Raw genomic sequence first — 23,485 nt, forward strand, 5'->3', positions numbered from 1 at the left:
TCACTTGAAGGAAGTCCTCATGCAATCCACTCCACTGAACTTCGTGCCGAACGCCGCCAAGGTGCCGCCCACGCCCGGGCAGAATCCCAACGCCCGCTGGAGCCGCGAAGCCATCGAAGCGCTGTTCGCGCTGCCGTTCAACGACCTGCTGTTCCAGGCGCAGCAGGTGCACCGCGCCAACTTTGATGCGAATGCGGTTCAGCTGTCGACGCTGCTGTCCATCAAGACCGGCGGCTGCCCCGAAGACTGCTCGTACTGCCCGCAATCGGCGCGCTACGACACGGGTGTCGAGGCTGAAAAGCTGATGCCGATCGACGCAGTGCTGGAAGCGGCATCGCGCGCCAAGCAAAACGGCGCCAGCCGCTTCTGCATGGGCGCGGCGTGGCGCAACCCCAAGCCGCATCAACTCGACGCCGTGGCCGACATGGTGCGCGGCGTGAAGGCGATGGGGCTGGAGACTTGCGTGACGCTCGGCATGCTCAAGCAGGAACAGGCCGCGCAGTTGAAGGAAGCGGGCCTGGACTACTACAACCACAACCTCGACACCGCGCCCGAGTTCTACGGCGAGATCATCACCACGCGCACGTATCAAGACCGGCTCGACACGCTCGAACACGTGCGTGAAGCGGGCATCAACGTGTGCTGCGGCGGCATCGTCGGATTGGGGGAATCGGTGCACGAGCGTGCAGGCCTGATCGCCGAGCTGGCGAACATGGAGCCGTATCCGGACTCGGTGCCCATCAACAACCTGGTGAAGGTGGAAGGCACACCGCTGGCGGGCAACGAAGAACTGGACCCGTTTGATTTCGTGCGCACGATTGCCGTGGCGCGCATCACGATGCCCAAGGCGATGGTGCGCCTCTCCGCTGGCCGCGAAGCGATGGACGATGCGCTGCAGGCGCTGTGCTTCATGGCGGGCGCCAACTCGATCTTCTATGGCGAGAAGCTGCTGACGACGGATAACCCGGAGGCGGATGCGGATCGGAAGCTGCTGGCGCGGTTGGGGATGCGGGTGGAGGTGCAGGATCACATGCACCATGAAGCGCATGCTGGGGCGCATTCGTCGCATTGCCATATCGACATTACGCCTGCGGACTGATGCTTTGTTGTGGGGGTGGGTCTTGGTTTTTTGTTGGTGGTCTGCTCCCCTTTCGTCCCCTGCCGGGGCCGACTCACTTTCTTTGTCTTGCCAAAGAAAGTAAGCAAAGAAAGGCGCGCCCGAGATGGCGAAGGATTCCTTGAATTTATGTCGCAGAGAGGGAGAGGAGGCAAACTCGCTTCGCTCAGACAGCCTCCTCTCTTTTTCCTCTCTGCAACAGAAATTCAAGGCGCCATCTAGGGCATCAACGGCCCCACCATCGAGACGCAAACGCAGTAGTGGGTACGCGGCAAGACGCGGAGCGAAGCAAGCAAAACCAGTTGGAGACGGCGAGCGAAGCAAAGCATCACACAGCAACAAGCAAGAGCCTGACAGCGCATGCACACCAGCGGTTTGGCCGTTGACGTTCCTGCCCTAGATGGCGCCTTGAATTTGTGTAAGCGGGCGGAAAAAAGAGGGAGGCTTGTCTGAGCGAAGCGAGTTTGCCTCCCTCTCCGCCCGGTTACACAAATTCAAGGAAGGGGTCGCCATCTCGGGCGCGCCTTTCTTTTGCCTACTTTTCTTTGGCAAGACAAAGAAAAGTAGGTCGTGCCCGGCAGGGTACGAAACAGGGATGGACCAATACCGCCCGCCCCGGCAGGGGATGAAACAAGGAATGCACCACAAGTGCAAAACCAAAACCAGGAGACGTAACAACACCATGATCACCAAGCTCCTCATCGCCAACCGAGGCGAAATCGCCTGCCGGGTCGCCGCCACCTGCCGCAAGCTCGGCATCCGCACGGTCGCGGTCTACTCCGATGCCGACGCCAACGCCCGCCACGTCGCGGCCTGCGACGAAGCCATCCACATCGGTGAGCCCGCCGCCCGCGACAGCTACCTCCGCGCCGACCGCATCCTCGAAGCCGCACGCGCCACGGGCGCGCAAGCCGTCCATCCCGGCTACGGCTTCCTCTCGGAAAACGAAGCCTTCGCCAAAGCCTGCGCAGACGCCGGCATCATCTTCGTCGGCCCGCCGGCCTCGGCCATCGAAGCGATGGGCAGCAAGAGCGCGGCCAAGGCGCTGATGGAAACGGCGGGCGTGCCGCTCGTCCCGGGCTACCACGGCGACAACCAGGACGCGGCCTTCCTGCGCACGCAGGCCGATCGCATCGGCTATCCGGTGCTGATCAAGGCGAGCGCGGGCGGCGGCGGCAAGGGCATGCGCGTGGTGGAATCGGGCGACGCGTTTGAAGCGTCGCTCGCCTCAGTCAAACGCGAAGCCTCCTCCAGCTTTGGCGATGACCGCGTGCTGATCGAGAAGTACCTCACGCGCCCGCGCCACATTGAAATCCAGGTCTTCGCCGACAGCCTCGGCAATGCCGTCTACCTGTTCGAGCGCGATTGCTCCGTGCAGCGCCGCCACCAAAAGGTGCTGGAAGAAGCGCCCGCCCCGGGCATGACACTGGAGCGCCGCCGCGCGATGGGCGAAGCCGCCGTGGCTGCCGCGCGCGCCGTGGGCTACGTGGGCGCCGGCACGGTCGAGTTCATCGTCGACGAAGACGGCACGTTCTACTTCATGGAGATGAACACGCGCCTGCAGGTCGAGCACCCGGTCACTGAAATGATCACCGGGGAAGACCTCGTCGAATGGCAATTGCGCGTGGCCTCCGGCGAGCCGCTGCCGCGCACGCAGGACGACCTGCACATTCACGGTCACGCGCTCGAAGCGCGCATCTACGCTGAAAATCCCGACCGCGATTTCCTGCCCTCGATCGGTACGCTGAAGGTGCTGCGCACGCCGGCAGCGGTGGAGTTCACCGTGGGCGCACAAGCCAATGGCGAACCCGCCGCCGTGCGCATCGACGCTGGCGTGCGCGAAGGCGACGCCATCAGCCCGTACTACGACCCGATGATCGCCAAGCTGATCGTCTGGGGCCGCGACCGTGACGAAGCGCTCGCGCGCATGCTGCAGGCGCTGGGCAGCTTCCACCTGGTGGGGCTGTCGTCCAACGTGGCGTTCCTGCGCCGGCTTGTTGCATCGAAGCCGTTTGCGACCGCCGATCTGGATACCGGCCTGATCGCGCGCAATCACGACACGCTGTTCCCCGCCGCACCGGACGTGCCGCAAGACGCCATCGCGCTGGCCGTGGCAGCATTGCTCGCCCGCGAGGCGCGCAGCCTGCGCACCGACACGCGCGATCCGCATTCGCCGTGGGCACGCGGCAGCGGCTGGCGGCTGAACGGTGCTGCTGAGCGCACGCTGCGTTTCACGCATGGCGATCAGTCGATCGACGCCACGCTCGTCTACGGCCGCGACGGCTCGCGGCTGAAAGCTGGCGGCAGCGAAGCGCCCTTCACCTCGCAGCGCCACGCCGAGACCTTCACCGTCACGCTCGGCACGCACAAGGCGACCGGCCAGGTGCACGCCGATGGCGATGCCTTCCACGTCTTCACCGGTGGCGCGCACTGGACGCTCGAGCGTCACGACCCCCTCGCCCATGCCGGCGAAGCCGATGACGAAGGCGGCAAGCTGACGGCGCCGATGCCCGGCAAGGTCATCGCCGTGCTGGCCGCGCCCGGGCAGACCGTCACGAAGGGCGCGCCGCTGGTCGTCATGGAAGCCATGAAGATGGAGCACACGCTCACCGCACCGGCCGACGGCGTCGTCGAATCCGTGCTGTATGGCGTGGGCGATCAGGTAACGGAAGGCGTGCAACTGCTGGCGTTCAAGCCGGCCGAATAACGGCTGTATGACGCCCGGACGAGGCCCAAGCGGGGCCGCCACACGCGTTGGCGGCCCCTGCTACACTGCTTGACGTATACGTCAATCACCCGCACTGAAGTCGCCCCACATGCACATCCAGATCTACACGCCCGACGGCAAGCCCCAACCCTGGCTCGATGGTTTTGCGCAGGCACTGCCCGAGGCGCGGCTATCGGTGTGGGAGCAAGGTGCGGCGCAGGATGCTGACTACGCCGTGGTGTGGCAACCGCCCGCCGACATGCTGCGCGATCGCCGCGACCTGCGCGCGGTGTTCAACCTCGGTGCGGGCGTCGATGCGATCCTGGGCCTGCGCGCGCAATCGCCCGACGCCATTCCCGAAGGCCTGCCGATCGTCCGGCTGGACGACGCCGGCATGGCCGCGCAGATGGGCGAGTACGTCACGCACGCCGTGCTGCGCTTCTTCCGCCGGCTCGACGAATACGAGCGTCAGCAGCAAGCGAAGATGTGGCGATTCCTCAAGCCGTTCAACCGCGACGAATTCGTCGTCGGCGTGCTTGGCCTGGGCGTGCTGGGCACGCACATCGCCAAGACGCTGGCAGGCTTCGGCTTTCCGGTGCGCGGCTGGAGCCGCTCCGCCAAGCACGTCGATGGCGTCGATTGCCGCGCGGGCAGCGATGCCCTGCCGGATTTTCTCGCCGGCACGCGGGTGCTGGTGAACGTGCTGCCGCTGACCGCCGACACCGAAAACGTGATCGACGCAAAGCTGCTCGCACAGCTCGCGCCGGGCGCGTTCGTCGTCAACGTGGCACGCGGCAAGCATGTGGTGGAAGACGACCTGCTGGCCGCCGTGCGTAGCGGGCATGTGGCCGGGGCCGCGCTCGACGTGTTCCGCACCGAGCCGCTGCCTGCCGACCACCCGTTCTGGACCGAACCGCGCATCCACATCACGCCGCACATTTCGGCGCTGACGCTGCGCGAGGTCAGCATTGCCCAGATCGCGCGCAAGATCCGCGCGCTGGAAGCGGGCGAGCCGATTGCCGGCATCGTCGATCTGCAACGAGGGTACTGAGATGAGCATGCCGAATTTTGTGAAGGTGGTCGAGGTCGGCCCGCGCGATGGTCTGCAGAACGAGAAGTCGCCGGTCTCGACGGACACCAAGGTCGAGCTGGTGAACCGGCTGTCCGACGCCGGCTTCGTCAACGTGGAAGCCGCCTCGTTCGTGTCGCCCAAATGGGTGCCGCAGATGGCCGACGGCGCCGACGTGATGGCACGCATCCAGCGCCGGCCGGGCACGCTGTACTCCGTGCTCACGCCCAACATGAAGGGCTTCGAGGGCGCGGCCGCAGCGGGCGCGGATGAGATCGTGATCTTCAGCGCCGCCAGCGAGGCCTTTGCGCAGAAGAACATCAACTGCTCGATTGCGGAGTCGATCGAACGCTTTGTGCCGGTGGCCAAGGCCGCCAAGGGTGCAGGCATTCGCGTGCGTGGGTCGATCTCGTGTTCGCTGGGCTGCCCGTATCAGGGCGAGGTGCCGGTGTCGTCGGTGTTGGATGTCATCAAGCGCATGGCCGATCTGGGCTGCGACGAGATCGACATTGCCGACACCATCGGCGTGGGCACGGCCGGGAAGGTGAAAACCGTGATGGAAGCCGCCGCGGCGACGTTCCCGATCGACCGCCTCTCGGGCCATTTCCACGACACGTACGGCCAGGCGCTGGCCAACATCCTCGCCAGCTTGGAAGTCGGCATCGCGATCTTCCACGCCTCGGTGGCGGGGCTGGGCGGCTGCCCGTATGCCAAGGGCGCGACCGGCAACGTCGCCACCGAAGATGTGCTGTACCTGCTGCACGGCCTGGGCATCCGCACCGGCATCGACCTCGACAAGGTCGTGCTTGCGGGTGACTTCATCTCGCAGGCCATCGGCCGCCCGACAGCCTCCCGTGCGGGCCGCGCGCTGCTGCTCAAGCTGCAGGACCAGATCGCCCAGGCCTGTATCTGAAACCCCATCCAGAAACACGACGATGACCGCTACCGATACGAACGCCCCCCTGCCTGAATCCGCCCAACGCGTGGCCGACCACCTTCGCACGCTCGGCTACGAAAAAGCCATCGTGATGCTGCCGGCCACCGGCAAGACCTCCGCCGAGGCGGCTGCCGGCCTGGGCTGCTCCGTGGCCGAGATCGCCAAGTCGATCATCTTCCGCCGCGCAGAAGACGACGTGCCGGTGCTGGTGATCGCCAGCGGCACCAATCGTGTCGACGAGGCAAAGGTTTCCGCGCACGTGGGTGCGCTCGCCAAGGCCGATGCGAAGTTCGTGCGCGAGAAGACCGGTTACGCCATCGGCGGCGTGTGTCCGGTCGGCCATGCGGTCAAGCCCGTGATGCTGCTCGACCAAGACCTGTTCCAATACGACAGCGTGTGGGCCGCGGCCGGCCACCCGCATGCCGTGTTCAACCTGACGCCTGCCGAACTCGAAGCGATGACCGGCGCGCCCGTGGCCGACATTGCCCAGCGCGACTGATCGCCCAAGCATGGACGCCTGCACCCGCGCGCAACTGAAGCTGTCGCTCGGCAAGTTGCGCAACAGCCGCCAGCAGGCGGAGCGTGCGCAACCGGTGTCGTCGCCGTGCATCAGCGTCTGCAAGATGGACGACGCGCGCGGCTTGTGCATCGGCTGCATGCGCACGATCGACGAAATTGCCGCGTGGTCGACCATGAACGACGCGGCTCGTCTGGCCGTGTGGAAAACCTTGCCCGAGCGCGCCTGCGCCTGGCTTAACGACGCGCCCTGCGCCTGACCGCTGATCACCATGGCCGAACACGACATCGTCACCCTTCCGGATTCGATGCGCGTGTTCGAGCGCGGCTGGCTGTCGTCCAACAACATCCTGTTCTTCGATGACGAAGCGCACGGTGGTTGCGCGCTGGTCGACACCGGCTATCTGACGCACGCCCCGCAAACCGTCGCGCTGGTGCAGCACGCGCTGCAAGGCAAGCCGCTGCGCCGTCTGCTGAACACGCACCTGCATTCCGACCACTGCGGCGGCAACGCAGCGCTGCAGGCCATCTACGGCAGCCACACGCGCGTGCCCGCCGCGCAGATCGACGACGTGCGCCGCTGGGATACCGACGCCCTCAGCTACGGCCCCACCGGCCAGGAATGCGCGCGCTTCACGCTGCCTGACAACGATGCCGACGCGGCCCTGGCGGACGGCATGACCGCGCGACTGGGCGGCTTCGACTGGCAGGTCATCAGCGCACCCGGGCACGATCCGCACGCGGTCATCCTCTTCAACCCCGACACGCGCGTGCTGATCTCGGCCGACGCCCTGTGGGAACGCGGCTTTGGCGTGATCTTTCCCGAGCTGGAAGGCGAAAGCGGTTTTGCCGAACAGCAGGCCATTCTTGAGCGCATCGCGCAGCTCGACGCGCGCGTGGTGATTCCCGGACACGGCCGTCCGTTCACCGACGTCAACGCGGCGATTGACGCTTCGCTCGGACGGCTGGCCTATCTGCGCGCAGACCCCGAGCGCAACGCGCTGCACGCCATCCGCGTGCTGGTGAAGTTCAAGCTGCTGGAGCAGCAGGCGCTGTCGCACGATGCGCTGTTCGCGTGGTTCACGCAGACCACGCTGATGCCGCACTTGCAAGCGCGCTTCTTCGCGAGCCAATCGATGGAGACATTGCTGGATGCCGCGATTGCGGCGCTGGTCAAGGCGGGCGCCGCCACCGTCGAACACGACCGCATCCTGAACCGCGATTGACGTGCCGCGCGGTGGCGATGCCCCGCTACAATGCAGCGACGCCTCTTCTCCTCCCCAGGGCATGCCGACACCCGCCACACCGAACCCGCCCGAATCTGCCACCGAAGGCGCCTCTGAAGCGGCCACTGAAGCCGAAGCACCGCGCCGCAAGCGCGGCCGCCCCGCACAGGATGCCAACGAGGGCTTGCGCCGCGCGCTGATCGAGCAATCGGCCAGGCTGTTCCGCGAGAAGGGCTACGGCAACACCACGGTGCGCGACATTGCCGCCGCCACGGGCGTGCATGCAGGCAGCTGGTTCTACTACTTCAAGACCAAGCAGGACATCCTGCAGGCGGTGATCGAACACGGCCTGACCGTGGCGCTGGCCGACATCGAAGCCATCGATATCGACCACCTGCCGCCGCGCGAGGCAATGCGGCAGCTCGTGCGCGCACACCTCTACACGCTGCTCGCGCCGAACCAGGATTTCATTCCGGTGATGCTGTACGAATGGCGCTCGCTCGATGCACAGGCGCAGGAACGCATCATCGCGCTCAAGGATCGGTACGAAGACATCTGGACGCGCGTGATCGATCGACTGCGCGCCTCCGGCGAATGGGCCCAGCCGACGCCCGTCGATCGGCTGCTGATGTTCGGTGCGCTGAACTGGACGGCGCAGTGGTATCAGGCCGGCGCTGGCATCAGCATCGATGCACTCGCCGATCAGGCGGTGCTGTTCATCCTGCGTACGCCGCCTCAGCCGGCGGCCTAGCGCTCCTTAGCGGGCCTCGCCCTCGAACAGCGTCTGGTTGGCGCTGCGCAGCACGTGCTTCTGGATCTTGCCCGTCGCCGTCATGGGCAGCTTGTCGACCACGGCAATGTGCTTGGGCACCTCGAAGCTGCCGAGATGCGCCCGACAATGCGCCTGCAGCGCGGCGGCATCGGCCTGTGCATCGGGCTTGAGGCAGACAAACGCCGCCACCGCTTCCACCCAGTGCGCGTGCGGCAAGCCGACCACTGCCGCATTCGCCACGGCCGGGTGCCGTAGCAACACTTCTTCCACCTTGACCGAAGGCACGTTCTCGCCGCCGGTCTTGATCATGTCCTTGATGCGGTCCTTGAACTGAAGCTGGCCGTCGGCATCCCACATGCCGAGGTCGCCCGTGTGGTGCCAGCCGAAGCGGCGCGCGTTGGCCGTGGCCTGCGGGTCCTTGTAGTAGCCGAGCATGACGTTGGGGCCGCGGTGCACGATCTCGCCCAACTGGTTCGGGCCGAGCAGATTGCCTTGATCGTCCATCACCGCTGCTTCGTTCACCATGCACGGCTGGCCCCAATAGTTGCCGGTGCGCTGCAGTTGCTGGTCGGGCGCGAAGTACATCGTCATCGGGAAAATCTCGGTCTGCCCGGAGCCGAGGGCAAAGTTCGGGCACACCTCGGCAATCAGGCGTTCGAGCAGCGGCTTGGCCATCGGCGCCATCGCATAAAGGCACAGGCGCAGGCTGGAGAGATCCCGCTGCGCACGCAGCGGATGGTGCAGCAGCGCGGCGTACATGAGCGGCAGGCCGAACAGTTGCGTGATGCGCTCGTTCGCAATCGCGTCGAGCAGCGCTGCCGGATCAAAGCCGCGCTGGATGACGAGCGTGGCGCCCACCATCATCGCGGACGCGGCCGTCGCAAACTGCGCGCAGTGGAACATCGGCAGCAGGCACGAGAACACATCGGTCTCGTTCAGATTCAGGCCGGCGACGTTGGACATCAGCGCGGCATGCACCGAACGGTGCGAATGCATGGCCCCCTTGGGCCGCCCGGTCGTGCCGCTGGTGTACATGATGAGCGCGAGATCGCGGTCGTCGATGACCACGGCGGGCAGCGTATCGGCGTGGCCTTGCAACGCTTGCTCGACCGTTTGCGGCCCGTCGGCAACCGGTTCACCGAAGCATTGGTGCGCCGGCAGCCCCAGCGCCGCCAGCGTGTCGCGCAGCGTCGGGTACAGCGCCGCGTCGATCACCACGTGCCGCGCCTCGGCATGTTCGAGGATGTAGCGCACATCCTCCGGCCCGAGCATCGCGTTGATCGGCACCCACACCAGCCCCGCCTTGAGAATGCCGTATGCGGCCACCAGGAACTGCGCCGAGTTCCCGCACACCATCGCGACCTTGTCGCCGGGCCTGAGGCCGCTTGCAAGCAGCGCGTGCGCATAGCGATTGCTGTCTGCATTGAGTTCGCCATGCGTCATGCGGCGCGGGCCGTCCACCAGCGCGACCTTCGCGCTGAACTTGCGTGCACTGCGATGCAACGTATCGCCCAGCGCCACCCGGTTCAGCAGGTTGGCTTCGAGCGTGGTGTCTGGCGTGGCTTCGGACATGGGACGTCTCCTGTGGACTGCATGGACCGCATGGACCGCACGAACTGCACGAATTGCATGACGAAACGATGGAGCCGTCAGGCCGCGGCAATCTCCATCAGCAACCCACCGGGCGCAACCTGTGCCCCGACCTGGGTGAACAGCCCCCTCACCTCGCCTGCGAGCGGCGCGGCAATGCTGTGCTCCATCTTCATCGCCTCCACCACCAGCAGCACCTGACCGGCGCTGACGGCCTCCCCTTCGGCCACGTGCACGGCAACCACGCGGCCGTTCATCGGGGCGCTGATGCGGCCGCTGCCGGTTTGCGCGCCGCTGCGCTCGGCCTTGGCGTAGGTGGTATCGATGGCGGTGTGCTCGATGCCATTCAGCACGAAGTGGCAAGTGCCCGCCGTGACGGCGTAATCCACCGCGTGGAACGTGTCGCCCAGCGCCAGCGTGATGCGACCCTCGCCCTCAGAGACAAGCGCCACCTGCGTGGCACCGCCGTCCCAGACCAGTTCCCATTGCTGCGCACCGAGCGCACGCACGCGCATGTCGATCGCTTCGCCGTCGAGCGTGAAACGGCACAGCGTGGGATAGGTGCGGCTGCAGGCCCACCCATGCAGTTCTGCGGGATAGCGGCGTGCGGTGTTTTCACGCAAGTGGGTGAGCAGCACGGCAGCCGCCTGGCAGACCGCTGCATCGGGTACGGCCGCCTGCCGCGTCGCCGCGGGGAAATGGCGGTCGATGAACGCCGTCGACACATCGCCGGCAAGAAACGCCGGATGCGCCACGCAGTCGCGCAGAAACGCCCGGTTGGTCGGCAGCCCAAGCAGCAGGCAATCATCCAGGGCGCGCGCAAGACGTCGGCACGCATCGGCGCGGTCGGTGCCGTGCGCGACGATCTTGGCGAGCATCGAGTCGTAGTACGGCGAGACGACGAGCCCGTCGGCCAACGCATGGTCTGTGCGCACCTCTTCGGGCGCACGCCAGCGGGCGACGGTGCCACTCTGCGGCAGGAAATTCTGCTGCGGGTCTTCTGCGCACAGCCGCACTTCGATGGCGTGCCCGCCTTGCGCGCGGCGTGCATCGATGGCGTCTTGCGCAAGCGGCAGCGGCTCGCCCAGCGCCACGCGCAACTGCCACTCGACGAGATCGACGCCGACGATCGCTTCAGTCACCGCATGCTCGACCTGCAGGCGCGTGTTCATCTCCATGAAGTAGAACGCGCCGTCGGGGGCGAGCAGGAATTCCAGCGTGCCCGCACCCACATAGCCGATGGCGCGTGCCGCCGCCACCGACACCGCGCCCATGCGCGCGCGCAGTTCGGGCGATACGGCCGGTGACGGCGATTCCTCAATCACCTTCTGATGCCGGCGCTGCACCGAGCAATCGCGCTCCCCGAGGTGGACCACGTTGCCGTGCGTATCGGCAAAGACTTGAATCTCGATGTGGCGCGGCTCGACGATGGCCTTTTCAAGGATCAACTCGCCCGAGCCAAACGCGTTCTCCGCTTCCGAGCGCGCAGACTGCAGCGCCGCCGCAAACTCCTCTGCCCGATCCACGCGCCGCATGCCGCGTCCACCGCCGCCAGCGGCCGCCTTGATCATCACCGGGTAGCCAATCCGTGCGGCTTCCTCCGCCATGCGTTCGGCGGATTGATCTTCGCCTTGATAGCCCGGCACGCACGGCACGCCGGCGGCTTCCATGAGACGCTTGGCGCCGGCCTTGTTGCCCATTGCGCGGATGGCATCTGCGGGCGGCCCGATGAAGACGAGGCCGGCATCTGCGCATGCGCCGGCAAAGGCATCGCTCTCGGCCAGGAAGCCATAGCCTGGATGGACCGCCTGTGCGCCCGACTTGCGCGCCGCCTCCAGCAACGCCGCAATGTTCAGGTACGAAGCCTGCGGTTGCGATGCGCCAATCGGCAACGCGAGATCGGCGGCGGGGCAATGCGGCGCATCGCGGTCAGCGTCGGAATACACGGCAACGGTGCGCATGCCAAGGCGACGCGCCGTGCGCATGATGCGCAAGGCGATCTCGCCCCGGTTGGCGATGAGAACCGAGCGGAAGGCGGCATGCGGGGCGGCCATCGTTCAGCCCTTCTTGCCCGGCAGCGTGTTCATGTATTTGCAGATGATGCCAAGCATCACCTCGTCTGCGCCGCCGCCAATCGAGCCCAGGCGCCCGTCGCGGTAATAGCGCGAGACCGGGTTGTCCCACGTGAAGCCCATGCCGCCCCAGAACTGCAGGCAGGCATCGGGTACGATGCGCGCGAGGCGCCCGGCCTTGAGCTTGGCCATCGATGCCAGCTCCGTCACGTCCTGCCCGTTGATGTACAGGTCACAGGCGCGATACGTGAGCGCGCGCAGCGCTTCCACCTCCGTCTTCAGCTCGGCCAGCTTGAAGTGCACCCACTGGTTGTCGAGCAGGCTGGCGCCGAAGAGCTTGCGCTCGCGTGCGTACTCGGCGGTGGTCTCGATGCACATCGTCATCGTCGCCAGGCTGCTGGCCGCGGCCCACAGGCGCTCTTCCTGGAACTGCAGCATCTGGTACGTGAAGCCCTTGCCTTCCTCGCCGATGCGGTAGCGCTGCGGCACACGCACGTCGTCAAAGTAGATGAGGCCCGTGTCCGACGAATTCATGCCGATCTTGCGGATCTTCTTGCCGACCGACACGCCCTTCGTGTTCATCGGCACGATGATGAGCGACTTGTTGCGGTGGGCCGGGTCATCGGACGTGTTGGCCAGCAGGCACATCCAGTCGGCCTGCAGGCTGTTGGTGATCCACATCTTGCTGCCGTTGATGATGTAGTCGCCGCCGTCCTTGCGCGCGGTGGTCTTGATGCTCGCCACGTCGGAGCCGGCGCTCGGCTCCGATACGCCAACGCAGGCCACCGCATCGCCGCTGATGGCGGGGGCGAGAAACTGTGCGCGCAGTTCGTCCGAACCGAAGCGTGCGAGCGCGGGCGTTGCCATGTCGGTCTGCACGCCAATCGCCATCGGCACGCCGCCGCAGTGGATGTGCCCGAGCGTCTCGGCCATCGCCATCGCATACGAATAGTCGAGCCCGAGGCCGCCGAATTCGGTGGGCTTGGCGATGCCGAGAAAACCCAGCTCGCCCATCTTCTTGAAGAGCTGCTTGGCAGGAAACATCTCGGCCGCTTCCCATTCATCCACGTATGGGTTGATGTCGCTGTCGATGAAGCGTTTCAGGTTGCGCTGCAGTTCCTGGTGTTCGTGCGTGAAGTGCATGGTGTCTCGCTCCGTTGTCCTGGTGTGCTGGGCTGTTTCGTGTATGGATTTCGGAATGGCGCTACGGGCGCGCAACGCCAAACTGGATCGGATGCAGCGTTCGCCTGCGCGCCTCGTCGCAGACAGACAGCACGCAGGCGAGCACCTTGCGCGTATCGCGCGGGTCGATCACGCCGTCGTCCAGCAGCCGGCCCGAAATGGTGAACGCGTCGGACTGCCGCTCGAACGTGTCGATGACCTTGGCACGCATCGCTTCGATGGCGTCGTGGTCGACGGTCTGGGTCTTGCGTTGCATGCTCGCGGCCATCACCGTCGCCATCGTGCCGGCGGCCTGCTCTGCGCCCATCACGGCCGTCTTGGCGTTGGGCCAGCTGAAGCAGAAATCCGGAAAGAAACCGCGCCCCGACATGCCGTAGTTGCCCGCCCCGAACGACGCACCGCAATGCACGGTGATGCGCGGCACGGTGGCATTGGCCATGGCCTGGATCATCTTCGAGCCATGCTTGATCATGCCGGCCTGCTCCGACGCCTTGCCGACGATGAAGCCGGTGGTGTTTTGCAGGTACAGCAGCGGCGTGCCCGACTGGCAGCACGCCTGGATGAAGTGCACCACCTTGGTGGCGCCCGCCGGGTCCAGCGGCCCGTTGTTCGTGATGACCCCAACGCGCATGCCGCAGACGGCCGCGTGCCCGGTGACGGTGCCGGGGCCGTAGTCAGGCTTGAACTCCAGGAAGTCCGACCCATCGGCAATGCGTGCAATCACCTCACGCATGTCGAGCGGTTTGCGATGATCGGTCAGCGCAATGCCAAGCAGTTCTTCCGCATCAAAGCGCGGCGGCGCGTATGGCCTGTCCGGCGCTGGCACATCGCGGTTCCAGTCGAGCGCAGCAACAACTTCGCGCGCGATGCGCAGCGCGTCGGCATCGTCTTCGGCCAGGTATTCGGCCAGGCCCGAAGTGGTGGCGTGCATCTCCGCGCCGCCCAGTTCCTCTTCGGTGGCGATCTCTCCGGTGGCCGCTTTCAGCAACGGCGGCCCGGCGAGGAACGCGCGCGCCCGGTCGCGCACCATCACCACGTAGTCCGACAGGCCCGGCATGTAGGCGCCGCCGGCCGTGCTCGACCCATGCACCACGCTGATCACCGGAATGCCTGCCGCCGACAGCCGCGCGAGCCAATAGAAACCGCTGCCGCCGTGGATGAAGGTCTCCACGCGATACGTCAGCAGGTTGGCGCCGGCCGATTCGACGAGGTGGATGAACGGCAGCTTCTGCTCCAGCGCAATGGCCTGCGCGCGCTGGAACTTCTCGATGCCCATCGGCTGCACGGCCCCGGCGTCGATGCCCGCGTCGTCGACGATGATCATCGCGCGCACGCCGCTCACCCAGCCGATGCCCGCAATGAAGCCGCCGCCAGGAATGGAGCGCGCGGGGTCGGTGTGATCGAGGCAGAAGCCCGCCAGCGTCGACAGCTCGAGAAACGGCGCACCGGCGTCGAGCAGGCGGCCCAGCCGGTCGCGCGGCAACAGTTGCCCGCGTTGCTCGAAGCGCGCGCGCGAGGCTTCGGACTTGTCGCGCGTGCGGTTCTCCAGCGTGCGCAACTGGTCGACGCGCTCTGCGAGCGCGGCATGGTTCTGCCGATACGCGTCGCTCTGCGGCACGATGCGCGATTCAAGCGCCGGCATTGCGGTCCTCCTCGCCTTGCAGCACGTGCGGCGTCACGGCCAGGTGAAAACCGTTGAACGGCTCGGCGCCATGGCGCGGCGCCGGCATCGGTGAACCTGGCCGCACGTTCGGCCGGCCGCCGTCCACGCGCAGCGTCGTGCCGGTGATGAACGCCGCGGCTTCCGAGAGCAGATACACGATCGCCGAGGACACTTCCGCCTCGGTGGCAAAGCGCCCGAGCGGCACCGTCGACGGCATGCTGCGGATGGTCTCGGCCATCCACGGCGGATACGCATCCATGCCCGACGACGCCACGTAGCCGGGCGCCACCGCGTTCACACGCACGCCGTACTGCGCCCACTCGAATGCGGCCGTTTCCGTCAAGTTCACCATGCCTGCCCGCGCGGCGCCGGAGTGACCCATGTTCGGCATGCCGCCCCACATGTCCGCCACGATGTTGACGATGGCGCCGCCGCGCTGCTGCATCGCCTGGTTGAGGCATTCGCGCGCCATCAGGAAGCCGCCCGTCAGGTTTGTCTGCACGACGGCTTCCCAGCCCTTGGCCGAAATGTCCTTGAGCGGCGCCGGAAACTGCCCGCCCGCGTTGTTGACCAGCGCGTCGATGCGGCCGTGTTCGCCGTAGATGTGCGCGACGGTCGCTTGCACGGCGCCCTCGTCGCGGATGTTGCAGACGTAGGCGTGCGCGGTGCCGCCGGCTTCGACGATCTCCGTGCGCACCGCCGCGAGCTTCTCCGCATTGCGCCCCACCAGCGCAACGGCCGCGCCCAGCGATGCCAGCTCATGCGCGGTGCACCGGCCGATGCCGCTGCCGCCGCCCGTCACCACGGCCACTTGGCCCTGGAACAGCCCCGGTCGAAAGACTGAGCGATACATGGTTCTCTCCCTGAATGCTGAATGCGCGCGTTGGGTCCTTAGGCCCTTAGGCCCAGCCGAGCTGGCGTGCGGCAAGGTCGCTGAGGACTTCCTCCGCGCCGCCGCCGATCATGTAGACCTTCACTTCACGATAGATGCGCTCCGACTTCGTGCCGCGCATGAAGCCCATGCCGCCGAGCAGTTGCACGGCCGTGTCGGCGCAGAACTGCAGGCTCTGCGTGGCGAAGTTCTTCAGCATGCACAGCTGTGCGACCGGCGCATCGCCGGCTTGCATGCGCCGCATCAGGTCTTCAAGCAAGGCGCGCGTGGCTTCGATGCGCGTGGCCATCGCCACCAGTTTCTGGCGCGCCACCTGATGCTGAACGAGGCGCTTGCCGAAGGTTTCGCGCTGGGCGGCCCATTCCACGGCTTCGGTCAGGCACGTGCGCGCCAGGCCGTAGGCCTGCATCGCGAGCGCAAGGCGTTCGTGGTTGAAGTTGCGCATGACCAGCTCGAAGCCGCGGTTTTCTGCGCCAAGCAGGTTGCCGACCGGCACGCGGCAATCATCGAAATGCAGTTGCGCGGTGTCGGAGCACCACCAGCCCATCTTCTTGAGCGGCGTGCGCGTCAGGCCCGGCGTATTGCCCTCCACCAGCAGCACGGAGATGCCACCTGCCCCCGCCGCGCCGGTACGCACCGCCACGGTGATGTAATCGGCGCGCATGCCGGAGGTGATGAAGATCTTGCTGCCGTTGACGATGTAGTGATCGCCGTCGCGCACCGCGCGCGTGGTGAGGTTGGCGACGTCCGAGCCGCCCGAGGGTTCGGTGATGGCGAGCGCGCTGATCTTCTCGCCCGACAGAATCGCCGGCAACACGCGCGCCTTCAGCTCGGCCGATCCGCCTGCAACGATGGGCGGCGCGCCGATCGTGTGACTGAACAGCGAAGCGAGCAGGCCACCGCTGGCCGCGCGCGTCAGCTCTTCAATCATCGCCAGTTCAAGGAACAGGTCGCCCGGCGTGCCGCCGTATTCCTCGGGGAAACCGATGCCGAGCAAGCCAAGGCCGGCCGCCTCGCGATACAGCGCGCGCGGAAACGTCTCGGCCTCTTCCCATGCATCGATGTGCGGCAGCACGGCCTTGTCGACAAAGCGGCGCACGGTTTCGCGAAACGTATCGTGATCGGCGCCGAAACGCGCAGACGGCAGCAGGCCTGGGAACATGATCGCCTCGTCGTTCAAATGGGGTCGACCGGCACGCGCACCGGCATCGTCAGCAGCACCTGCGCCATGCCCTTGCCGAGCGGGTCGTTGCGCAGCGACGCCATGCCGCCGCCGCCCAGCGCCTGCTCGCACACAAAATGGAGGGCGTGGATGCCGGGCAGGTCGTAGCGCGTCACACGCCCCTTCACGACGTGCGCGAGGTACGCGGCGACGGCCTCTGCGGTCAGCTGCGCGCGCAGCAATGGCAGGTCTTCAGGCCGACGCGCGATGACGCCAATGTTGGAGGTGTCGCCCTTGTCGCCGCTGCGCGCGTAGGCGAGTTCGACGAGCGGCACGTCCCGCGTCGGACCGGCCGGCCATGCAACCGATGCCGGCGCAACAGCGGATGCTTCCAGCGCAGCGCCACCCGTCGGCACGGCGATGTCGAAGCCTTCCCCGCCCAGCAACGTCACGCGCGGCTGCACGCGCGCCCTGTCGATCAGGAAGGCGTATTGCTTGATGGCCGGCACCACGCCTGGCCGCCCGCCGGCGCCGGTCGTGCCGGGCGCCCACGACGTGCCGGCCGGGGCGATTTCGCGCGCGAACAACTCCAACGCCTCCTTGTTCGGATGCGTCACCGCCAGCCACATCACCGATTCAAAGCGGGGCGCGTCCGGCTGATGCGGCCCGAACAGATATGCCGAACCCAGCGTCTCGATATGCGTTGCGCTGTAGTCCGGCAGGCCGAGCTGGCGGAACAGGCCACGCGTGCGCTCCAGAATCGCCTCGGCTGTGCGGCGCGCCTTGCGATCGGCATCGATGCCGACAACGGTGAGCTGACCCGTCGCGCGATAGCCGTCGGCATACGTTGCGCTCACCTTGTAATCGGGCGTCGGCGCGCGACCGCGTGCGCCGCGCACTTCGACGCGATGCTCGCCGGCCTGCGTCATCGTCACGTGTGTGAAATCACAAACGACGTCGGGCAGCACATAGCGCGCGGGGTCGCCGATTTCGTAGAGCAGCTGTTCGCCCACGGTCGCGGGCGTCACCAGCCCGCCCGTGCCCTCGGGCTTGGTGACGATGAAGCTGCCGTCGGCCCGGCATTCAGCGATCGGATAGCCGCTGTGCGCCCAGTCGGGCACGGCTTCCCAATCGGTGTGCAGGCCGCCCGCGCCTTGGCAGCCGCATTCAAGGATGTGTCCGGCGAGGCTGCCAGCAGCGAGTCGATCGTAGTCGTCGATCGCCCAGCCGAAGTGGTGCATCAACGCGCCGAGCGTGACGGCGCTGTCGACGCACCGCCCCGTGATGACAACCTGCGCGCCGGCATCCAGCGCTGCCTTGATCGGCAATGCGCCGAGATACGCATTCGCGCTGACCACCTTGTCGGGCATGGGGCGGCCGCTTTGCAGCTCGCGCACGCCTTCGTCGCGCAGCGTGGGCAGCAGCGGCGTGACGTCGTCGCCCTCCACAACGGCAATGCGCACGCTGACGCCCAGCTCAGCGGCCAACGCTTGCAGCGCCGCTGCGCATCCGCGCGGATTCACGCCGCCCGCGTTGGCGATGATGCGGATGTTCTGCGCCAGCGCATCCTTGAGCACCGCGCGCATCGCCACGCTCACAAAGTCGGTGGCGTAACCCAACTCGGGGTTTTTCATGCGGGCGCTGGCCAGCAGCGACATGGTCAGCTCGGCCAGGTAATCGAAAACGAGGAAGTCGATGCGGCCGGAGGCCACCAGCTGCAGCGGCCCGGTCACGCTGTCGCCCCAGAAACCGCTGGCCCCGCCGATGGCAATGGTGTCCTTGCGCATGTCAGCGGCCCGTCCAGCTGGGCGTGCGCTTTTCGCGAAAGGCGGCCTGGCCTTCCTGCGCGTCTTCGGTCAGTGCAAACAGGCCGATCTGGCTTTCGGTAAAGGCCATGGCCTGTTCGAAGCTGAGCTGCTCGACGTGCTTGAGCGTGTACAGGCCGCGCCGGATGGCCGACGGCGATTTGTCGACCAGCCGCGCGAGCAATGCGTCGACTACTGCATCCAGCGCTTCAGGCTCGGCGACTTCGTTGACGAGGCCGACTGCGAGCGCGCGGTCTGCGTTCATCGGTTCGCCCGTCAGGCAGAGTTCATTGAGCACGCGACGTGGCAACTGGTGCTGCAGCACGGCCAGCACCTGCGCCGGAAACAGACCGACTTTCACTTCCGGGAGCCCGAACGTGGCGCGGCGGCTGGCCACCGCCAGATCGCACATCGCCAGCAAGCCCATGCCGCCCGCCATGCACGCGCCGTTCACGCGGGCGACGAGCGGCACGGTGCAGCGACGCGCCGCGCGAAACAGATCGGCAAGCGCCTGGTGCGGCTCGGAATAGTCGAAGCGGAACGATTGGCCGCTTTGCAGATCGGCCCCCGCACAGAAGGCGCGCGTACCGGCGCCGGTCAGCACCACGGCGCGCACGGCGGCGTCACGGCCGGCGTCGGCCAGCGCGGCAGTCAGCGCTTGCAGCACGGCGGCGTTGATCGCGTTGCGGCGGTCTTCGCGCTGAATGGTCAGCCACAGCGCTTGGCCGCGCCGCTCGATGAGGAGTTCCGGGTCCATGCTCACGCGACGCTCGCCTTGAAAGGGAATTCGGTTGGACAACCTGCCCGGCAATACTAAATCATTTGATTGAAAAAATGGAAGCGTTCGCGTGTCGCAGCGCTCAACAATTTTCTACAGCACGGCCGGAGCGCCGTAACCCCATGATTTATATGACGATCCCATTGCGGCCGTAAGCCATTCGCCAGCTGGAGCGTTGACTCGTTCACATGTAAACGATAACAATTCTCATTTACAACAAACATGCGACGAAAACTTTCAGGGGAGTGTCACCACGTCATGTCCGCAGCACAGATCGAACGCAAGCGCACCGAACATTCGGTGGTGGGTTACCTGACCGGCGCAATGAGCTTCGCCGTGGCTTCAGCGCCGGCGCTGGCCGACACGAAGAAAGACGCCGTATCCGCCACCCTGCCCGAGCAGACCGTGACCGGCACCAACGGCTTCAAGGCGGATGCGGCCTCGGGCGGCAAATTCACCGCGCCGCTGCTCGATACGCCCAAGTCCGTCACGGTGATCCCCGCAGAGGTGTTGCAGGGCACCGGCTCCGTCACGCTCACCGAGGCGCTGCGCACGGTGCCGGGCATCGCGTTTGGCGCCGGCGAAGGCGGCAACCCCGTCGGCGATCGCCCGTTCATCCGCGGCTACGACGCGCAGGCCAGCACCTTCCTCGACGGGCTGCGCGACATCGGTGCGCAATCGCGCGAGATGTTCAACGTGGAATCGGTGGAAGTCATCAAGGGGCCGTCGGGCGCGTATGAAGGCCGCGGCGCGGCGGGCGGCGCGGTCAACATCGTCACAAAGACGCCGAAGCTGGAGCACTTCACCGAGGGCACGCTGTCAGTCGGCAACGCGGCGTACAAACGTGTCACAGCTGACGGCAATTACCAGATCGGCGAACACGCGGCGTTCCGCCTGAACGCGATGGCGCACGACGCCGCCGTTGCCGGCCGCGACGTGACGAGCTTCAGCCGCTGGGGCATCGCACCGTCCATCGCCTTTGGGCTGGGCACGCCCACGCGGGCGACGCTGTCGTACTACCACCTGCAATCGAACGACACGCCGGACACCGGCATCCCGTACAACAACGGCACGTTCAACCGCCGCACCGACGGCCGCCTGCAGCTGTTCGCCGCCGGCGACGGCGCGCCCGTGAATGTCGACCGCAATGTCTATTACGGCCTGTCGCGCGACTTCCGCCGCGACCGCGCCGACATGGGCACCTTCACGCTGGAGCACGATGTGTCGAGCGCGTTGAAGCTGCGCAACACCACGCGCGTCGCCCGCACCAGCCAGGACACCCTCTGGACGCAGCCCGACGACAGCCAGGGCAACATCTATTACGGCATGGTCTGGCGCCGCACCAATTCGCGCTATTCGGTGGCCAACACCGTTGCCAACCAGACGGAAGCGACCGGCAAGTTCGACACCGGCGGCCTCAAGCACAGCTACGCGGCGGGCCTGGAGTTCTCGCGCGAGCGCAGCCGCAACGACACCTACAACGTGGCCACCGGCAGCAACCGCTGCCCCAACGGCATCGGCGCGGCGGGCGGCTACAACTGCGCGGATCTCTTCAACCCAAACCCGAACGACCCATGGGCCGGCAGCATCAAGCTCAGCAACAATCCGGCAGAGACGACCGTACGCACGCAATCGGCGTATGTGTTCGACACGATCGAGCTGTCGCCGCGGTGGCAAGTCAACGGCGGGCTGCGCTTTGATCGCTATTCGGCATCGGCCACCACGTCGGCGAATGCGCAAGGCGTGCGTTCGAGCTTCTCGCGCGATGACAACCTGCTGAACTATCAGCTCGGCCTGGTGTTCAAGCCTGCGCAGAACGGCAGCATCTATCTGGCGTACGGCACATCGTCGACACCATCGGGGTCGGTGGCGGGCCAGGGCGCCGATACCAGCGCGCTCACGCCGGACCGCTCGGGCAATCGCGGCGACGTGCTCGCTCCGGAAAAGAACCGCGCCTACGAACTCGGCACCAAGTGGCACGTGCTCGACAGCAAGCTGGCACTGACGGCCGCGATCTTCCGGATCGAGACGACCAACGCCCGCATCGTGCAGCAGGACGGCACCGCCGCCATGGCGGGCAACAAGCGCGTCGATGGCTTCGAGCTGGGCTGGTCGGGCGCGCTGACCAACCGCTGGCAGGTGTTCGGCGGTTACACGTATCTGAAGAGCGAGCTGCGCAACAACGGCGGCGCGGGCGCAGCCTTTGGCGGCACCAACGGTACGGCCTTCCCCAACACGCCGAAGAACAGCTTCAGCCTGTGGACGACGTATCAGCCGATGCCGAAACTCACCCTGGGCGGCGGCGCGTACTACGTCTCGAAGGTGTGGGGCAGCGCCAACCCCGCCAACCCGAAGTGGGTGCCGGCCTACTGGCGCTTTGACGCCATGGCCGCGTACCGCATCGACAAGCACACCACCCTGCAGCTGAATGTGCAGAACGTGTTCGACAAGGTGTACTTCAACCAGGCGTATGCATCGCACTACGCATCGCTGGCACCGGGCCGCACGGCCATCCTGACGCTGGGCATCCGCTACTGATGCCGGCTGACGCTGCAACCGCCACAGCCGCTGTCGCCGCCACAGCCGACGCGGCGGTGGTCGATGCCATCCACGCCGTGCTGACCGGCCCCGCCGACCGCGCCGCGCGCTGGCTGGCGGCAGCCGCCCAGCGCGGGCACACGGAAGCGCAGGCCATCTTCGGCCAATGGCTGCTCGATGGCCGCGGTGTTAAACGCAACCCCGGCGAAGCGCTGTTCTGGTTCAAAACAGCCGCCCTGTCTGGCCACGCGATGGCCGCCAACATGCTGGGCCGCTGCTATGAGCACGGCTGGGGCACGCCCGCCTGCGACAAGACCGCCACGCACTGGTACGCCCGCGCCGCCGATGCCGGCCTCGACTGGGGTCAGTACAACTACGCGACGCAGTTGCAACTCGGGCGCGGCATCCCGGCGGACCGCGCCCGCGCGTTTGCGCTCTTTCAGGCCGCGGCCGCGCAAGGGCACGCCAAGTCGATCAACGTGCTGGGCGGCTTCTATGAAGACGGCTGGGAGGTCGAGGCCGATCCCGCGATGGCCCTGCGCTGCTATGTGCGTGCCGCAGAGGGCGGCGACTTCCGCGGCCAGTTCAACGCAGCGCGCCTGCTCGCACTCGCCAACCGCCCGGACGAGGCCCTCACCTGGATGCAAGCCGTGCCGCGCACCGCCACACCCGCCTTCCTCGCGAAGGCGCATGACTTTCTCGCCGGCCATCCCGATGCGCGTCTGCGTGCGCTGGCCTGCGTGCTGAACACCCCATCGCCATGTTGCTGAAGATTCCCGCCGTCCTCACGAAGGAACAGGTCGCGCACTGCCGCGCCACGATCGACGCTGCCGAGTGGGTAGACGGCAAGGTCACGGCCGGCGCGCAGTCCGGCCAGGTGAAGCACAACATGCAGCTGCCCGAAGGCTCGCCGGCTGCGCGCAAGGTCGGCACCTTGATTCAGGATGCGCTGTCTGCCAATACGCTGTTCTTTTCGGCCGCGTTGCCGCTCAAGGTCTTTCCGCCGCTGTTCAACCGCTACGCGGGCGGCCAGACCTTCGGCAACCACGTCGACAACGCCGTGCGGCATCTGCGCGGCACGGATTTCCGTATCCGCAGCGACCTCTCCTGCACGCTGTTCCTGAGCGAGCCCGAAGACTACGACGGCGGCGAACTCATCATCGACGACACATTCGGCGAACACCGCGTCAAGCTCGCAGCCGGCGACATGGTGCTCTACCCCAGCAGCAGCCTGCACCGCGTGACGCCGGTGACGCGCGGTGCGCGCGTGTGCTCGTTCTTCTGGCTGCAGAGCATGGTGCGCAGCGATGCGCATCGCACGCTGCTGTTCCAGATGGATACGGAACTGCAGCGGCTGATGGGGTTGCTGGGGCAGGACGATTCGTCCGTCATTGCGCTGACGGGGACGTATCACAACCTGCTGCGCGAATGGGCTGAAGCGTAGACAGCCGCCTCAGGC

Annotated in this window: 19 protein-coding genes; 11 read left to right on the forward strand and 8 right to left on the reverse strand. The window is 66.5% G+C overall.

Annotated elements, in window-relative coordinates; translation table 11 throughout:
• The first annotated feature begins 19 nt into the window (after nucleotides 1–19).
• The 8 genes from bioB to N511_RS0105915 all read left to right on the forward strand — a co-directional run bounded on the left by bioB (nucleotide 20) and on the right by N511_RS0105915 (nucleotide 8,323).
• A complete protein-coding gene (gene bioB, locus N511_RS0105880; protein WP_027678439.1) occupies nucleotides 20–1,099 on the forward strand; it encodes a biotin synthase BioB in 1,080 nt (359 codons plus the stop codon).
• 700 nt (nucleotides 1,100–1,799) lie between these two features.
• Entirely contained in the window at nucleotides 1,800–3,824 is a 2,025-nt protein-coding gene (locus N511_RS0105885; protein WP_027678440.1) for an acetyl/propionyl/methylcrotonyl-CoA carboxylase subunit alpha, read from the forward strand.
• Nucleotides 3,825–3,933: 109 nt separating this feature from the next.
• Complete coding sequence (locus N511_RS0105890) at nucleotides 3,934–4,875, forward strand: 2-hydroxyacid dehydrogenase (RefSeq protein ID WP_027678441.1); 942 nt, start codon at nucleotides 3,934–3,936, stop codon at nucleotides 4,873–4,875.
• Nucleotide 4,876: 1 nt separating this feature from the next.
• Nucleotides 4,877–5,806, forward strand: a complete 930-nt coding sequence (locus tag N511_RS0105895; RefSeq protein WP_027678442.1) for a hydroxymethylglutaryl-CoA lyase — start codon at nucleotides 4,877–4,879, stop codon at nucleotides 5,804–5,806.
• A 22-nt stretch (nucleotides 5,807–5,828) separates the two neighbouring features.
• Nucleotides 5,829–6,329: a YbaK/EbsC family protein gene (locus N511_RS0105900; protein ID WP_027678443.1), complete on the forward strand. Its 501-nt coding sequence runs from the start codon at nucleotides 5,829–5,831 to the stop codon at nucleotides 6,327–6,329.
• 10 nt (nucleotides 6,330–6,339) lie between these two features.
• The gene (locus tag N511_RS0105905) at nucleotides 6,340–6,606 is read left to right on the forward strand and encodes a DUF1289 domain-containing protein (RefSeq protein WP_027678444.1); all 267 of its coding nucleotides are present in this window, start codon (nucleotides 6,340–6,342) and stop codon (nucleotides 6,604–6,606) included.
• Between the two features lie 12 nt (nucleotides 6,607–6,618).
• Nucleotides 6,619–7,572, forward strand: a complete 954-nt coding sequence (locus tag N511_RS0105910; RefSeq protein WP_027678445.1) for an MBL fold metallo-hydrolase — start codon at nucleotides 6,619–6,621, stop codon at nucleotides 7,570–7,572.
• A 61-nt stretch (nucleotides 7,573–7,633) separates the two neighbouring features.
• A complete protein-coding gene (locus N511_RS0105915) occupies nucleotides 7,634–8,323 on the forward strand; it encodes a TetR/AcrR family transcriptional regulator (RefSeq protein WP_027678446.1) in 690 nt (229 codons plus the stop codon).
• Nucleotides 8,324–8,329: 6 nt separating this feature from the next.
• On the opposite strand, the gene N511_RS0105920 is transcribed toward N511_RS0105915, so the two are convergent.
• The 8 genes from N511_RS0105920 to N511_RS0105955 form a co-directional block, all read right to left on the reverse strand.
• Nucleotides 8,330–9,916 carry an AMP-binding protein gene (locus N511_RS0105920; protein WP_027678447.1) on the reverse strand — a complete coding sequence of 529 codons (1,587 nt, stop codon included), beginning with the start codon at nucleotides 9,914–9,916 and terminating at the stop codon, nucleotides 8,330–8,332.
• 77 nt (nucleotides 9,917–9,993) lie between these two features.
• The gene (locus N511_RS0105925; protein WP_027678448.1) at nucleotides 9,994–11,988 is read right to left on the reverse strand and encodes an acetyl/propionyl/methylcrotonyl-CoA carboxylase subunit alpha; all 1,995 of its coding nucleotides are present in this window, start codon (nucleotides 11,986–11,988) and stop codon (nucleotides 9,994–9,996) included.
• Nucleotides 11,989–11,991: 3 nt separating this feature from the next.
• Nucleotides 11,992–13,149 (reverse strand): acyl-CoA dehydrogenase family protein, encoded by a 1,158-nt coding sequence (locus N511_RS0105930; protein WP_027678449.1) that lies wholly within the window; start codon nucleotides 13,147–13,149, stop codon nucleotides 11,992–11,994.
• Nucleotides 13,150–13,210: 61 nt separating this feature from the next.
• A complete protein-coding gene (locus tag N511_RS0105935) occupies nucleotides 13,211–14,830 on the reverse strand; it encodes an acyl-CoA carboxylase subunit beta (RefSeq protein WP_027678450.1) in 1,620 nt (539 codons plus the stop codon).
• The gene (locus N511_RS0105940) at nucleotides 14,817–15,704 is read right to left on the reverse strand and encodes an SDR family oxidoreductase (RefSeq protein ID WP_027678451.1); all 888 of its coding nucleotides are present in this window, start codon (nucleotides 15,702–15,704) and stop codon (nucleotides 14,817–14,819) included. Before N511_RS0105940 ends, N511_RS0105935 begins: the two co-directional genes overlap by 14 nt.
• Before the next feature lie 46 nt (nucleotides 15,705–15,750).
• Entirely contained in the window at nucleotides 15,751–16,905 is a 1,155-nt protein-coding gene (locus N511_RS0105945) for an acyl-CoA dehydrogenase family protein (RefSeq protein WP_027678452.1), read from the reverse strand.
• Nucleotides 16,906–16,919: 14 nt separating this feature from the next.
• Nucleotides 16,920–18,692, reverse strand: a complete 1,773-nt coding sequence (locus N511_RS0105950; protein ID WP_027678453.1) for an acyclic terpene utilization AtuA family protein — start codon at nucleotides 18,690–18,692, stop codon at nucleotides 16,920–16,922.
• Nucleotide 18,693: 1 nt separating this feature from the next.
• On the reverse strand, nucleotides 18,694–19,467 hold the full coding sequence (locus N511_RS0105955) for an enoyl-CoA hydratase/isomerase family protein (protein ID WP_197032036.1): 774 nt from the start codon (nucleotides 19,465–19,467) through the stop codon (nucleotides 18,694–18,696).
• Between the two features lie 279 nt (nucleotides 19,468–19,746).
• Here N511_RS0105955 and N511_RS0105960 point away from each other — a divergent pair, with 279 nt between their 5' ends.
• The 3 genes from N511_RS0105960 to N511_RS0105970 are packed head-to-tail and all read left to right on the forward strand — an operon-like array spanning nucleotide 19,747 to nucleotide 23,470.
• Nucleotides 19,747–22,026: a TonB-dependent receptor gene (locus N511_RS0105960; RefSeq protein WP_027678455.1), complete on the forward strand. Its 2,280-nt coding sequence runs from the start codon at nucleotides 19,747–19,749 to the stop codon at nucleotides 22,024–22,026.
• Nucleotides 22,026–22,796, forward strand: a complete 771-nt coding sequence (locus N511_RS0105965; protein ID WP_027678456.1) for a tetratricopeptide repeat protein — start codon at nucleotides 22,026–22,028, stop codon at nucleotides 22,794–22,796. The genes N511_RS0105960 and N511_RS0105965 overlap by 1 nt, the downstream gene beginning before the upstream one ends.
• On the forward strand, nucleotides 22,787–23,470 hold the full coding sequence (locus N511_RS0105970) for a Fe2+-dependent dioxygenase (protein ID WP_027678457.1): 684 nt from the start codon (nucleotides 22,787–22,789) through the stop codon (nucleotides 23,468–23,470). The genes N511_RS0105965 and N511_RS0105970 overlap by 10 nt, the downstream gene beginning before the upstream one ends.
• Nucleotides 23,471–23,485 lie beyond the last annotated feature (15 nt).

It is taken from the genome of Ralstonia sp. UNC404CL21Col (assembly GCF_000620465.1).
Taxonomy (GTDB): Bacteria; Pseudomonadota; Gammaproteobacteria; order Burkholderiales; family Burkholderiaceae; genus Ralstonia; species Ralstonia flatus.